The organism is Staphylococcus capitis subsp. capitis, assembly GCF_040739495.1.
In the GTDB taxonomy this organism is placed as follows: domain Bacteria; phylum Bacillota; class Bacilli; order Staphylococcales; family Staphylococcaceae; genus Staphylococcus; species Staphylococcus capitis.
In genome coordinates this window covers 902,577-917,283 of record NZ_CP145263.1, presented here as the reverse complement: position 1 = coordinate 917,283, position 14,707 = coordinate 902,577, and the positions used below count along the sequence as shown (strand labels likewise).

The window sequence follows — 14,707 nt, the reverse complement described above, 5'->3', positions numbered from 1 at the left end:
TTGGTTAAAAAAGACTCTTTTCAAGAAAGTAAGTTGCTTGTAATATTACCTTAACATTCAGTACATATTTGCAATTAATTGAATTCTATTAATGTGATTTTCAATTCTTTTTACGTTCAAATAGTGCTACAGTTTCAATATGTGTCGTTTGCGGGAACATATCAACTGGTGTTATTTCAACTAAATGATAATTATTTGCTAATAATTGCGCATCTCTTTGTTGAGTAGATGGATTACAAGAAATATATACAATGCGTTTTGGATTTAATTTGAGCAACGTTTTAACAAACGTCTCATCGCAACCTTTTCTTGGTGGATCAACCATGACTACGTCAGGTCGTATTCCTTGTGCTTTCCATTCTAAAATAACATCTTCAGCTTTCCCACATTCAAAAGTCGTATTATTTAATTGGTTTTTAGTCGCATTCTCCTCTGCGTCTTTAATAGCAGATGGTACTACTTCCACGCCATAGACATGCTTGGCTTGTGGCGCCATATATAAACCAATTGTACCAATACCACAATACGTATCTAATACAATTTCCTCTCCTGTTAATTGCGCATAATCAATCGCTTGTTGGTAGAGTTTTTCAGTTTGGGCAGAATTAATTTGATAGAAAGATTGATCTGAGATATTAAAAGTAACCTCACTTAACTGATCAACTATTTTATCTTTACCATATAAAGTCACTGACTGACGTCCCATAATTACATTTGAATGTGTATCGTTAATATTCTGTTTAATACTTGTTACATTTGGATATGCTGAGATGAGTTTTTGAACTAATACATCTGCATTTTTAAATTTCTTACCATTAGTGACGAAAATAACCATCATCTCGTCAGTATGATACCCTGTTCTAACAACTAAGTGTCTCATTAAACCACTTTGATTTTTTTCATTATAAATACTAATGTTTAGTTCATTAAGCCATTGTTTTACATGATTCATAATCTTTTGGTGTTGCTCATCTTGAATTAAACAACTATCCATATCTATAATGTCGTGACTTCGTTGCCTATAGAAACCCGTGATCGCTTTATTTTCTTTATCTTTCCCTACTGGAATTTGAGATTTATTCCGATATCTCCATGGTTGTTCCATTCCAACAGTAGGCTGTATTGGTGTATCTTCGAATGGTCCTTTACGATGAAATAGATTAACAACTTGTTCCTTCTTCATATCTAGTTGAGCTTGGTAAGTCATGTGTTGTAACTGACAACCACCACATTTGTAATAATATACACAAGGTGGCTCAACTCTATCTTTACTTTTACTTTTTACTTCAAGAAGTTTACCAATCGCAAAATTCTTTTTCACCTTAATTAATTTGTATTCTATCTTTTCATCTATTAGAGCATTTGGCACAAATACTGGATAACGATCAATTTTTACAACGCCATGCCCTTCATGCGTTAGATCGATCACTTTTCCAGTACGCACCTCATTCTTTTTTAATGTATTCAAAATATTTCCCCCGCATACAAAAAGGTTAGGATATCAATTTTTGGGTCTCCTAACCTTTTAATTTATATTCTGGATTGCTCAGTAATGGTTTATTGCTTTTCAGTGGTTATATCAGGTGTAGAACCATTATCTAATAATTCTTCATTAAAGACATCTTTAGGCGTAAATACTTCAATATGACGTTCTAAATTTAAGAAATTTGCTGGTAATTTTCCTCCATATTCGCCATCAACATTAAGCTGCATTTCGGTATACGATGAAATATTAATTGATTTAGCTTTTTCGTATATTACTTTTGGATGTTTCGTATGTTCACCACGAGAAGCTAAAGTCATGATATGTCCTAATTCAGCTAAATTTGCTTTTTCCACAATAATTAAAGTGAAATATCCATCGTCTAATTTAGCATCGGGTACTAACTTTTCAAAACCAGCCATAGAATTCGTTAAACCAAGTAAGAACAGTAGTGCTTCCCCTTGAAATACCTTATCATCATATTCTATACGAATATCTACAGCTTTCATTTGTGGTAACATTTCAAACCCTTTGATGTAATATGCAAATGGTCCAACTATAGATTTAAGTTTACTTGGCGTCTCGTATGATACTTGAGTGAGTCTACCTCCTGCTGCCAAATTAATAAAGTATCGATTATTCATCTTACCGATATCCACTTTAGTAGTATGGCCATCAATGATAATATCAACAGCACCTATAATATCATTTGGTAAATGTAATGCACGTCCGAAGTCATTGACAGTACCCATAGGTATAATTCCTAATTTAGGACGATTAGGTTGCTCAGCAATGCCGTTGACTACTTCATTTAGTGTGCCATCACCACCCGCAACAATTAGTAAATCATAATGGCTACTTAATGCTCTCTCTGCTTCTACCGTTGCGTCACCAGCTTTCTCAGTCGCAAATGCACTTGTTTCATAGCCAGCTTTCTCTAACTTAATTAATACATCTGGTAATACGCGTTTAAATAGTTCTTTCCCTGATGTCGGGTTATATATAATTCTTGCACGTTTTCTCATAGTTAATCCCTCGACTTCATATACTCATACATTATATTAAATGATTTAAACATCAGTTAAAAGTATTTATTACTAATTCTCTCAACTTATCGACAATATTAATTTTAAAAAAGCAAAAAATGATATCATTTTCAAAAATTTTAGCGTCAAATTCAATGATTAAAATCTATTTAACCTAAAAAAGCTTCTATCACATGTTTTTGTCACGTAATAGAAGCATTTAAAATTGATATATGACAATTAGCGTTTATCTAATTCTTGTTTTAATAGACCATTAACTTTTTGAGGGTTAGCTTGGCCTTTTGAAGCTTTCATAATTTGTCCAACTAAGAAGCCCATAGCTTTGCCTTTACCGTTTTTATAATCTTCTACAGATTGAGGATTATTATCTAACGCTTCATTAACAAATTTTAGTAATGTTGCTTCATCTGAAATTTGTACTAAACCCTTATCTTCCATAATTTGTTTAGCATCTCCACCATTTTCTGCAAGTTCTGGGAAGACTTTTTTAGCAATTTTACTACTCATTGTACCGTCTTCAATCAATTTGATCATTCCTGCAAGATTTTCAGGAGTTAATTGAGTATCTTGTAATTCGACTTGATTTTTATTTAAATATTCATTTACGCCACCCATTAACCAGTTAGACGTTAACTTAACATCAGCACCGTGCTCAATAGCACCTTCGAAGAAATCAGACATTTCTTTAGTAAGTGTTAAGACATGTGCGTCATATTCAGGTAAACCTAAATCATTAACGTATTTAGCTTTACGCTCATCTGGCAATTCAGGAATCGTTTGACGAACACGTTCTTTCCAGTCTTCATCTACATATAAAGGTACAATGTCTGGTTCTGGGAAATAACGGTAATCATCAGAACCTTCTTTAACACGCATTAAAATAGTTTTACCAGTTGATTCATCAAAGCGGCGTGTTTCTTGTCCAATTTCTCCACCGTTAAGTAATTCTTCTTCTTGGCGTTTTTCTTCGTATTCTAAACCTTTTCTTACATAGTTAAATGAGTTAAGGTTTTTCAATTCGGTTTTAGTACCAAATTCTTTTTGTCCATAAGGACGTAATGAGATGTTGGCATCACAACGTAGTGAACCTTCTTCCATTTTACAATCAGAAACACCTGTATATTGAATAATTGAACGTAACTTTTCTAAATAAGCATACGCCTCTTGCGGTGAGCGGATATCAGGTTCAGAGACAATTTCAATTAGAGGTGTCCCTTGACGGTTCAAGTCAACTAAAGAATAACCATCTTTATGTGTTGATTTACCCGCATCTTCTTCCATGTGAAGACGAGTAATACCAATACGTTTAGTTTCTCCATCTACTTCAATATCAATGTATCCATTTTCACCGATAGGTTCATCAAATTGAGAAATTTGGTATGCCTTTGGATTATCAGGATAGAAATAGTTTTTACGGTCAAATTTAGAATTTGTAGCAATATCCATATTTAAAGCCATTGAAGCTCTCATGGCCCAATCTACTGCACGTCTATTTACAACTGGTAATACACCTGGATATGCTAAGTCGATAACATTTGTATTTGAGTTAGGTTCAGCTCCAAAATGTGCTGGTGATGGAGAGAACATTTTAGAGTCTGTTTTTAACTCAACGTGAACTTCAAGTCCTATAACTGTTTCAAAATGCATGGTTTCCACTCCTTATAAATTTTCGTATGCGTCATGTAAGTTGTATTGTGTTTCATATTGATAAGCTACACGATATAACGTCTTTTCATCGAAAGGTTTACCAATAAATTGTAAACCAATTGGTCGTCCGTTAGATTGTCCGCAAGGAACAGAAATACCAGGTAAACCAGCTAAGTTAACTGGTGTTGTTAATAAGTCATTTGCATACATTGTTAATGGATCATCAATTTCTTCGCCTAAATTAAATGCAGTTGTTGGCGCAGTTGGTCCTACCACTACATCATACGTTTCAAATACTTTATCGAAATCATTTTTAATTAATGTTCTTACTTTTTGAGACTTTTTATAGTAAGCATCATAGTAACCTGAACTTAATGCGAAAGTTCCTAAGAAGATACGGCGTTTAACTTCAGCTCCAAACCCTTCAGATCTAGACATTTTGTATAACTCTTCTAAAGATTGCGCTTCTTTTGAGTGATAGCCATAACGGATACCATCAAAACGTGCTAAGTTCGCAGATGCTTCTGATGATGCAATGACATAATAAGAAGGAATACCATATTTAGTATTAGGTAATGATACTTCCCCTACTTCAGCACCTAAAGATTTTAATGTTTCTACAGCCTCTTTAACAGATGCTTTAACTTCTTCACTTACACCTTCACCTAAATATTCTTTAGGTAGAGCTACTTTGAGGCCTTTAATGTCTTTACCAATATCTGAAGTAAAATCAACATCTTCTACAGGCGCGCTAGTAGAATCATTTGCATCAACACCTGAAATTGTTTCAAGTACAATTGCGTTATCTTTAACATTACGTGTAATAGGTCCGATTTGATCTAAAGAAGAAGCGAAAGCCACAAGACCGAATCGTGATACACGTCCATATGTAGGTTTCATGCCTACAACACCACAATAAGCTGCCGGTTGTCTAATTGATCCTCCTGTATCAGAACCAAGACTGAATGGTACTAAACCTGCTGCAACAGCTGCTGCTGAGCCACCAGAAGAACCTCCAGGTACTGCTGTATGATCGAATGGGTTTAACGTTTTCTTGAAGTAAGATGTTTCAGTTGAACCCCCCATTGCAAACTCGTCCATATTTAATTTACCAATAAGCACAGCATTTTCATCATGTAATTTATTCATTACAGTAGATTCGTAAATTGGTACAAATCCTTCAAGCATTTTACTAGCACATGTTGTTTCTACATCTTTGGTAATAATATTATCTTTGATTCCCATTGGAATACCGAATAATTTACCATCCATTTGATCTTTTGCTTGTAAATTATCTAGTTCTTCTGCTTTTTTAATAGCATTCTCTTTATCTAATGCTAAGAAAGATTTAATAGTTGGGTCTGTCTCTTCAATAGCTGCATAAATATCTTTAACCACTTCAGAAGGTTTAATTTCTTTGTTCTTAATCATTTCTGTTAATTTTTCAACAGATTCATAACGAATACTCATCTTAAGCGTCCTCCCCATTCATGATGGATGGCACTTTAAATTGTCCATCTTCTGTTTCTTTTGCATTTTTCAATGCTAATTCTTGAGGAATGCCCTCGATTGCTTTATCGTCACGTAACACGTTTTGTAAATCTAATACGTGATAAGTTGGCTCAACACCTTCAGTATCCGTACTATCATTTTGTTTCGCAAAATCTAAAATACTTTCTAAGGTATTAGCCATTTCTTCTGTTTCTTCAGAAGAAATTTGAAGTCTAGCTAAATTAGCAATATGTTCAACTTCTTCACGTGTAACTTTAGTCATTAAATAAAAGCCTCCTTAATACTCATTCATCATCAAATTGTATCAAATTTCGTTATAAAAATCTAAGTTTTTATGATGATACCACATAAAATAAAGGCTTGATATATCAGTCTTTATAAACTCCATATATTAATTTACTTATTTACAAAAGTGCAATCTAAAATAAAATCATAAATGCTATTCCTATTTTTTAAGTTTTAAGATTATACATTACTATACAATCGCTAATTAAATTCGTATCTTAAAGTAAGCGCTTACTACACTGTCATTAAGGCTATTATTTTTATTAATGTTTAATTTTTACTTTTCTGAACATTTCATTGTAATGTATAATATTACACATAACTCATTTGAAAACTAAATAAAGGGAGTGTTTCTTATGCTGACATTAGGTTCTACACTCAGTAACCAAGTCGATGCGAATTGGCAAACGTACATCATGATTGCAACTTATTTTATTATCCTACTTATTATCGGCTTTTATGGCTACAAACAGGCCACAGGTAACTTAAGTGAATTTATGCTAGGAGGACGAAGTATAGGTCCGTATATCACAGCGCTATCAGCAGGTGCTTCAGATATGAGCGGTTGGATGATTATGGGACTTCCAGGCTCTGTTTATAGCACGGGTCTTTCTGCCATATGGATAACAATAGGTTTAACACTTGGTGCTTATATTAACTACTTCGTTGTCGCTCCTAGATTACGAGTTTATACAGAAATTGCTGGGGATGCCATCACCTTACCTGATTTCTTCAAGAATAGATTAAATGATAAACAAAATATTATTAAAATTATTTCTGGATTAATCATTGTGGTTTTCTTTACTTTATATACGCACTCTGGATTTGTCTCAGGTGGAAAATTATTCGAAAGTGCTTTTGGTCTTAATTACCATTTCGGTTTGATTTTAGTAGCAGTCATCGTTATCTTCTATACTTTCTTCGGAGGATATCTAGCTGTCTCAATTACTGACTTTTTCCAAGGCGTGATTATGCTTATTGCAATGGTAATGGTTCCAGTTGTGGCCATTTTAAAATTAAATGGATGGGACACTTTTTATGAAGTGGCACAAATGAAACCAACAAATTTAGATTTATTTAGAGGTACAACAGTAATAGGTATCATATCTTTATTTTCTTGGGGACTGGGCTACTTTGGACAGCCACATATTATAGTACGTTTCATGTCTATTAAATCTCATAAATTACTACCTAAAGCAAGACGGTTAGGCATTAGTTGGATGGCAATAGGTTTACTCGGTGCAGTGGGAGTTGGTTTAACCGGTATCGCATTTATTTCCGAAAGTCACATCAAATTAGAAGATCCAGAAACATTATTCATTGTTATGAGTCAAGTTTTATTTCATCCTCTTGTTGGCGGCTTCCTGTTAGCTGCTATTTTGGCTGCAATTATGAGTACTATTTCTTCTCAATTATTAGTAACATCTAGTTCTTTAACTGAAGATTTTTATAAACTTGTACGTGGTGAAGATAAAGCTGCATCTCATCAAAAAGAGTTTGTAATGGTGGGCCGTCTGTCAGTACTTATTGTAGCCATTGTTGCAATAGCAATTGCTTGGCATCCAAATGATACCATTCTCAATCTTGTAGGTAATGCTTGGGCTGGTTTTGGAGCTGCATTTAGTCCACTAGTTTTATTTTCACTATATTGGAAAGATCTTACACGTGCTGGAGCTGTAAGTGGTATGATTGCAGGTGCTCTAGTAGTTATCATATGGATAGCATGGATTAAACCACTTGCCTCTATTAATGAATTATTTGGGATGTACGAAATTATTCCAGGTTTTATCATCAGTGTATTGGTTACTTATTTTGTAAGTAAATTAACTAAAAAGCCTGGTGCTTTCGTAGAAAATGATTTAAATAAAGTGAAGCAAATCGTCCGAGAATAATTTCTAAATTTAAGCATTAAAATAGGCGCCCTCGACTTGATTATACATTTTAGTCGAAGGCGCCTATAAATATATTAGTTATGGTAGATGTGAACTTGTGGTTCTTTAACATCTTTCGATTTGCTTATTAATGCACGAGGTGTATTACCATCTTTGATGCGAATTTCATACTCATCAATATTATCAAAATATTTTTCAGCTTGCTCTGTAACATATTGAGTAATACCAATAGTTTCAGCTTGTCCATAATAGTCAATTGGTAAATCAACCGTTAATTGTTTTGGTTTCTTATTAACGAATTTCACTTTACCTACCGCTTGAGTAAAGTTAGAGAAGTAAGATTGTAAATTATCATTAAATTGTTTGAAATTATTATTTAATGTCTCATTATAATCCTCTGCTGTTGAAGAAGGTAGCAAGGCTGATTTTTCTTTGATAGTATCCCATTCATTAATTTTTGTTTTACCATCGTCTGCAGTTGCACCAGCAATAAATTCACCTGGTGTAATAGAATCTTGGCCTGATTGTTTGTAAATTGCAAAGTGAATAGGTATATCTTTTAAATCGCTATTTTCACGTAAGCGAGATAACATTTCACTTGCCATTTGTTTACCTTGTTTTTCAATTTCTTTATCATCTAATTTTTTACTATATGTTTCGCCATCTTTTTCCTTTTGATAATAATAGACACTATTCATAGCTAGTCCGATTGTCATACCTTTAATATTTTTAGCTTTAGAGTCATTATTACCGTAAAAATCTTGTTCTAATATATTTGAAAGATAAGCTGGTGATTGCTCAGCTATTTTTTCTTCATCTGTCTCACCATTATGTGATGGATTAAGACCCAGGTTTTCATTCGCTTTCTTACTTTTCTTTTCTTTCTCACTCATCTTATCTATTTCTTTTTTTGTGTATTTAGGATTTAGATAGGCATTAATTGTTTTCTTATCCAAATACTGTCCATCTTGATAAAGATATTTATTTGTAGGAAATACTTCTTTACTGAGAGTCAATAATCCACTTTCAAAATCTTCACCGTTATAACTATTTGCCATGTTATCTTGTAAAAGGCCTCTAGCTTGGCTCTCTTTAAAAGGTAAAATTGTTCTATAATTATCTCCTTGAACATTTTTATCCGTAGCAATTTGTTTTACTTGGTTCGTATTTTGACTATCCTTACTTCCACTTTGATCTTTATCAGATTGATTATCTTTTTGATTATTATTACATGCAGCTAATAAAAATATTGTCGAAATGAGTAAAATTATTGTTCGCTTCATCGACGTACTCCTCTAATTATTTGATTCTTTTTGTTTTTTAGCAAATTCATCTTCAGTCCAAATTTCTTTACCAAACTTTTCAGCTTTAGCAAGTTTAGAACCTGCATCAGCACCGGCTATAACAATATCTGTACTTTTAGTTACACTATTTGTTACTTTAGCCCCTTGCATTTCTAACCATTGTGTCGCTTCACTTCTAGTCATTTGTTCCAGTTTACCAGTTAATACGATAGTTTTACCATTAAATTCAGGGTGACCCTCAATTTCTGAAGTTTTTATACCTTTATAATTCATATTAACATTTTTGTCTTTTAATTTTTGAATTAAAGCACGAATATCTTCATTCTCTAAATAAGTAACAACAGATTGAGCCAGTTTATCGCCTATATCGTGGATCGCTACGAGTTCTTCCTCAGTTACATCTAATAAGCGATCCATCGTTTCATATTTTTCTGCTAAAACTTGACTAGCTTTAACACCTAAATGTCTGATACCTAAACCAAATAATAAATGTTCAAGTGAGTTGTCTTTAGCTTTCTCGATAGCAGCTAATAAATTCTCAACTTTTTTACTACCCATACGTTCTAATGGAAGCAAGTCTTCTTCTTTAAGATAAAAGATATCTGCTACATCCTTGATTAACTCATTTTCATATAATTGTTGAATAATCTTCGTTCCAAGTCCATCAATGTTCATTGCTTGTCTTGAGACAAAATGTATAAGCCCTTCAATGAGTTGCGCTTGGCATTTAGGGTTGATACAACGTAGTGCAACTTCACCCTCTATTCTAACCAACTCATGATCGCAACTTGGGCAATGTGTTGGCATATGATATGTCTCAGCATCTTTTGGTCTTCTATCTAATATACTTTTGACTACTTCAGGAATGATGTCGCCAGCCTTTTTGACTACTACACTATCACCGATTCGTATATCTCTTTCATGTATAAGGTCCTCATTATGTAAAGACGCTCGAGATACAGTTGTGCCTGCAACTCTAACCGGTTCAAGAATAGCTGTTGGAGTCACTACACCAGTTCTCCCAATGCTTAGCTCAATATCTAATAATTTTGAAACAACTTCTTCAGCTGGAAACTTATAAGCAATTGCCCATCTTGGCGATTTCTGCGTATAACCCATTTCTTCTTGTTGGTCTAAATCATTTATTTTTATAACGATACCGTCAATATCGTATGATAGAGACTCTCTTTTCTCCGTCCATTTATCAATATAATCAAGAACGCCATCAATATCAGCTACACGTTCTCTTTCTTGATTTGTTTTAAAACCTAAGTCATCAAGTCCTTGCAATGCCTCACTTTGAGTCGTTGCATCAAAATCAGTTAAATCATTTACGCTGTATAAGAAGACACTTAACTTTCTTTTGGCTGCAAGTTTAGAGTCAAGCTGTCTTAAAGACCCTGCTGCAGCATTTCTTGGATTTGCGAAAGGCTGTTCACCATTCTCTTCTTTCTCTGCATTTAAATTCATAAATGATCGTCTAGGCATATACGCTTCACCACGTACCTCGAAATTAAGTGGTTCCTTAATCTTCAAAGGAATAGCGTGGATAGTCCTTAAATTCTCAGTAATATCCTCTCCAGTAGTGCCATCACCTCGTGTCAATCCTTGTACGAATCTTCCATTTTGATATTTGAGTGAAACTGCTAATCCATCGATTTTAAGTTCACACATATACTCGACCTTACCAATATTGTCTCTGATACGCTGGTCGAACTTTCTTAAATCTTCTTCATTAAACGCATTTCCTAAACTTAACATTGGTGTATCATGGTTTACCTTTTCAAATGAGGACTGCGCCTCTCCACCAACACGTACAGTAGGTGAATCAGCAGTCTTATATTCAGGATGCTTCTCTTCAATATCTATAAGTTCATGTAATAATTTATCATACTCACTATCAGGCACAGATGGATTATCCTGTACATAATATTCATAGCTATATTGATTTAATAAGTCATGTAGTTCATTTACACGAGATTGTAAATCTTCCATCCCCTTATTAGTCCTCCTTCTTCTCTATTGGCGCAAATTGAACAAGTAAACGTTTAGGTCCTTCAGATTTAAATATTATATCTAATTCTACTGAACCGTTTTTCTCATTTACATTGCTGACCATTCCTTCACCCCAAGCTTTATGTGTCACCTTATCTCCCACTTTCCATTCTGAAGATGAAACTTGTTTCTTAGATGAAGTTGTACGTCTGCTAAACCCTCTTTTCTGTTGTGGTTTAGCTTTAGGTTGTTGGATGGTTTGACGTTTATTTCCTGTATGACTTTCAAGTAGTTCTTCTGGAATTTCCTTTAAAAATCTAGAAGGCATGTTAGATTGTGAACGTCCGAATAACATTCTTGTCGTAGCATTCGTAATATATAACAGTTCCTCAGCACGTGTAATTGCCACATAACAAATTCGACGTTCTTCTTCCATTTCATGATCATCATCTGCTTTAATAGCTCGAATATGAGGGAAGAGTGATTCTTCCATACCCATAATAAAGACTATAGGAAATTCTAGACCTTTCGCAGAGTGCATAGTCATCATCGTTACGCCAGTTTGTGTATCTGCTTCATCTATATCAGCCACAAGTGATAAGTCAGTTAAAAAGTTAATCAATGATTGTTCTTCTAAAGGTGTATTCTCCTCATAATCTTTAGGTACAGACATGAATTCATCTAAGTTTTCTAAACGACTACGTGATTCGAGTGTCTGTTCTCTTTCTAACATGTCTCGATAACCAGATTTTTGTAATACTTCCTCTACAATCTCACTTATTTCAAGGAATTCTTGTTCTTTAATTAAATGAGTTATTGTTTCGTAAAAATTGATGCACTCCTGCGTAACCTTTTTAGAGAGACCAATAAAGTCCACTTCCCCCAATGCATCGAACATACTTATATTACTTTGAACTGCATAGGTTTGTATCTTCTCCACTGAAGAAGGTCCAATTCCTCTTTTAGGAACATTGATAATTCGTTGTAAACTAATATCATCGTTACTATTTGCGATTACGCGTAAATAGCTTAATAAGTCTTTAATTTCTTTACGGTCATAGAACTTTTGGCCTCCAACCATAGTGTATGGAATGTTCGATTTCATGAAAGTTTCCTCTAATACACGTGATTGTGCATTAGTTCTATAAAGGATTGCCATGTCGCTATACTTCTTACCATTTCTCTGATGTTTCATAATTTCTTTCACAACATACTCAGCTTCATCACGTTCTGTCATCGCTTCATAATATTGAATTTTATCTCCACCGGTATTAGCAGTCCATAATCCCTTAGGTTTACGTTCAGAATTATTTTTAATTACTTCATTTGCTGCATTTAGAATATTTTTAGTAGAACGATAATTTTGCTCTAGGAAAATGGTCTTCGCTTCAGGATAATCTTCTTCGAAAGATAAAATATTTTGTATATCTGCACCACGCCAACCATAAATTGATTGATCTGAGTCACCAACAACGCAAAGATTTTTAAATTTATTAGCAAGCAATTTTACTAAAGTGTACTGCGCTTTGTTTGTATCTTGGTATTCATCAACATGGATATATTGAAATTTATTTTGATAATATTCAAGCGCATCTGGAACGCGTTCAAAGAGATTGATTGTAGTCATTATTAAATCATCAAAGTCTAATGCTTCATTACGTGATAATTGTCTTTGATAACCTTTGTAGACTGTTGCAACCATTTGAGAGTGAAAGTCATTTGCCTCTTTTTGAGCATCATCCGGTGTTTTTAATTCATTCTTCAGATTACTTATTGCACCGATGAACATTCTTGGTTCAAAACGTTTGCTATCGATGTTTTCATTTTTTAAAACATCTTTAATAACAGATTTTTGGTCAGTTGGATCAATGATAGTGAAATTGCGTTCTATACCAATTCTATCTGCATCTCTTCTTAAAATTCTCACGCACATAGAATGGAATGTAGACATCCAAATAACCTGAGCCTCTTCTCCGACTAGTTGTTCAACACGTTCTTTCATTTCTTTAGCAGCTTTATTTGTAAAAGTAATCGCTAAAATATTGTAAGGAGACACATCTTTTTCATCTAATAAATAAGCAATACGATGTGTTAATACGCGTGTTTTCCCCGACCCCGCGCCTGCCATAATAAGTAATGGTCCTTCAGTTGTTCTTACAGCTTCACTTTGTTCTGTATTCATATTCTTTACTAGCGAATTCATTAATTAGACTCCTTTATTTTTACAGTTTTTAGCGCTTTTTTAATATCAGTATATATAATATTTCCTACAATAATCGTATCTGCAATATCAGCCATTTCTTGAGCTTGACCTAAATTTGAGATACCTCCACCATAGAAAAGTTGAGTTTCTGTAAGCATATGAGATACGGCTTTTACTTTATCAATGTCACCATATGCACCACTATATTCTAAGTACATAACTGGGAAATGATAGAGTTCATTAGCCATCTGCGCATATGCCTCAACATCCTCAATATTTAGTTCCGTATGAGCTCCAGTTTTGCGAGCAACTTTGCTATCTGAATTAAGTACTAAGTACCCTTCAAATATTACTTCCTCAAAGTTTATAACATGACCATATTGTTTTAGGGCCTCTAGTAAAATACCATTATGATATGTTGTATCATTGCTATTCATCACAGTTGGAATAAAATAAAAATCAAATCCAGGCATTACACTTTCAACATTGGAAACCTCTAATGCTAGTGGTAACGGATAACGTCTCACCCTGCTCATTAAATGAATGACATTATCCTCGGTTACATTATCTGTACCACCAATCATAATTGCATCTGTATTAGACATACATATTGCTTCTAAATCATCATCAGAAATTGACTTGGCTGGATCTAATTTAAATATGTGTTTCCATTTTGTTATGTCATACATTTTCTGAAACTCCTTTATTTAACATACCCTAAATTATAGCATTTTTAAGTATTAAGTTCTAAAGAGTAAATATGATAATAATACATTATTTCAGATAAATTTTTATGATTTTGAAGTCACTAATAATAAATTTTAAGAAGTTTAATACTTATACCTTAAGTAAGTTGCAAAATGTTTTAATCCCTTTTATTAATGTATAAATAAAAAAGCTTCAAAAAGTGGATGAACACTTCTTGAAGCCTAAATATATGTGACACAAAAGTTAAAAACTTTGATTATTAACTAAGTAATTCAAATACTTTTATGACTTTGTTTCAATATTGAGTCTATCTAAAATCATGGTATACGCATCATTACCCCATTGTAATGAACGTTTAACTCTAGAAATCGTTGCAGTTGATGCACCAGATTCGTCTTCAATAGTTGCATACGTATAACCCTGTTTAATCATTTTAGCAACTTGAAGTCTCTGAGATAGCGACTGTATTTCATTCACAGTGCATAAATCATCGAAAAACTGATAGCACTCTTCTCTATTTTCTAGCGCTAGGATCGCATCAAATAATTCATCCAATGCTTGCCCACGTAATTTTTCAATTTGCATCTCAAACAACCCCTATACATTTTTTATTTTATCATTTTAACGTACTA

11 protein-coding genes are annotated in these 14,707 nt (G+C 33.6%); 1 reads left to right on the top strand and 10 read right to left on the bottom strand.

All coding sequences use genetic code 11. From position 1 onward, the window contains the following. Positions 1–100: 100 nt before the first annotated feature. From rlmD to gatC, 5 genes are all read right to left on the bottom strand, one after another. Positions 101–1,468 carry a 23S rRNA (uracil(1939)-C(5))-methyltransferase RlmD gene (gene rlmD / locus V6C74_RS04580; RefSeq protein ID WP_002453611.1) on the bottom strand — a complete coding sequence of 456 codons (1,368 nt, stop codon included), beginning with the start codon at positions 1,466–1,468 and terminating at the stop codon, positions 101–103. Positions 1,469–1,557: 89 nt separating this feature from the next. Beyond that, positions 1,558–2,508, bottom strand: a complete 951-nt coding sequence (locus V6C74_RS04575; protein WP_002453612.1) for a diacylglycerol kinase — start codon at positions 2,506–2,508, stop codon at positions 1,558–1,560. 240 nt (positions 2,509–2,748) lie between these two features. Further along, on the bottom strand, positions 2,749–4,176 hold the full coding sequence (gene gatB, locus V6C74_RS04570; RefSeq protein WP_002453613.1) for an Asp-tRNA(Asn)/Glu-tRNA(Gln) amidotransferase subunit GatB: 1,428 nt from the start codon (positions 4,174–4,176) through the stop codon (positions 2,749–2,751). Positions 4,177–4,188: 12 nt separating this feature from the next. Next, the gene (gatA, locus tag V6C74_RS04565) at positions 4,189–5,646 is read right to left on the bottom strand and encodes an Asp-tRNA(Asn)/Glu-tRNA(Gln) amidotransferase subunit GatA (RefSeq protein WP_002453614.1); all 1,458 of its coding nucleotides are present in this window, start codon (positions 5,644–5,646) and stop codon (positions 4,189–4,191) included. A gap of 1 nt (position 5,647) precedes the next feature. Further along, the gene (gene gatC, locus V6C74_RS04560) at positions 5,648–5,950 is read right to left on the bottom strand and encodes an Asp-tRNA(Asn)/Glu-tRNA(Gln) amidotransferase subunit GatC (RefSeq protein WP_002453615.1); all 303 of its coding nucleotides are present in this window, start codon (positions 5,948–5,950) and stop codon (positions 5,648–5,650) included. Positions 5,951–6,329: 379 nt separating this feature from the next. On the opposite strand from gatC, the gene putP reads away from it, so the two are divergent. Further along, positions 6,330–7,865 carry a sodium/proline symporter PutP gene (gene putP, locus V6C74_RS04555; protein WP_002453616.1) on the top strand — a complete coding sequence of 512 codons (1,536 nt, stop codon included), beginning with the start codon at positions 6,330–6,332 and terminating at the stop codon, positions 7,863–7,865. Between the two features lie 74 nt (positions 7,866–7,939). Here the strand turns inward: putP and V6C74_RS04550 are convergent, their stop codons facing one another. From V6C74_RS04550 to V6C74_RS04530, 5 genes are all read right to left on the bottom strand, one after another. Continuing rightward, a complete protein-coding gene (locus V6C74_RS04550) occupies positions 7,940–9,148 on the bottom strand; it encodes a CamS family sex pheromone protein (protein WP_002453617.1) in 1,209 nt (402 codons plus the stop codon). A gap of 12 nt (positions 9,149–9,160) precedes the next feature. Next, positions 9,161–11,164 (bottom strand): NAD-dependent DNA ligase LigA, encoded by a 2,004-nt coding sequence (gene ligA / locus V6C74_RS04545; RefSeq protein ID WP_016898701.1) that lies wholly within the window; start codon positions 11,162–11,164, stop codon positions 9,161–9,163. Positions 11,165–11,171: 7 nt separating this feature from the next. Continuing rightward, entirely contained in the window at positions 11,172–13,367 is a 2,196-nt protein-coding gene (pcrA, locus tag V6C74_RS04540; RefSeq protein ID WP_016898700.1) for a DNA helicase PcrA, read from the bottom strand. Next, entirely contained in the window at positions 13,367–14,056 is a 690-nt protein-coding gene (locus V6C74_RS04535) for a heptaprenylglyceryl phosphate synthase (protein WP_002453620.1), read from the bottom strand. Before V6C74_RS04535 ends, pcrA begins: the two co-directional genes overlap by 1 nt. Before the next feature lie 301 nt (positions 14,057–14,357). Then, a complete protein-coding gene (locus tag V6C74_RS04530) occupies positions 14,358–14,660 on the bottom strand; it encodes a YerC/YecD family TrpR-related protein (protein WP_002435940.1) in 303 nt (100 codons plus the stop codon). Positions 14,661–14,707 lie beyond the last annotated feature (47 nt).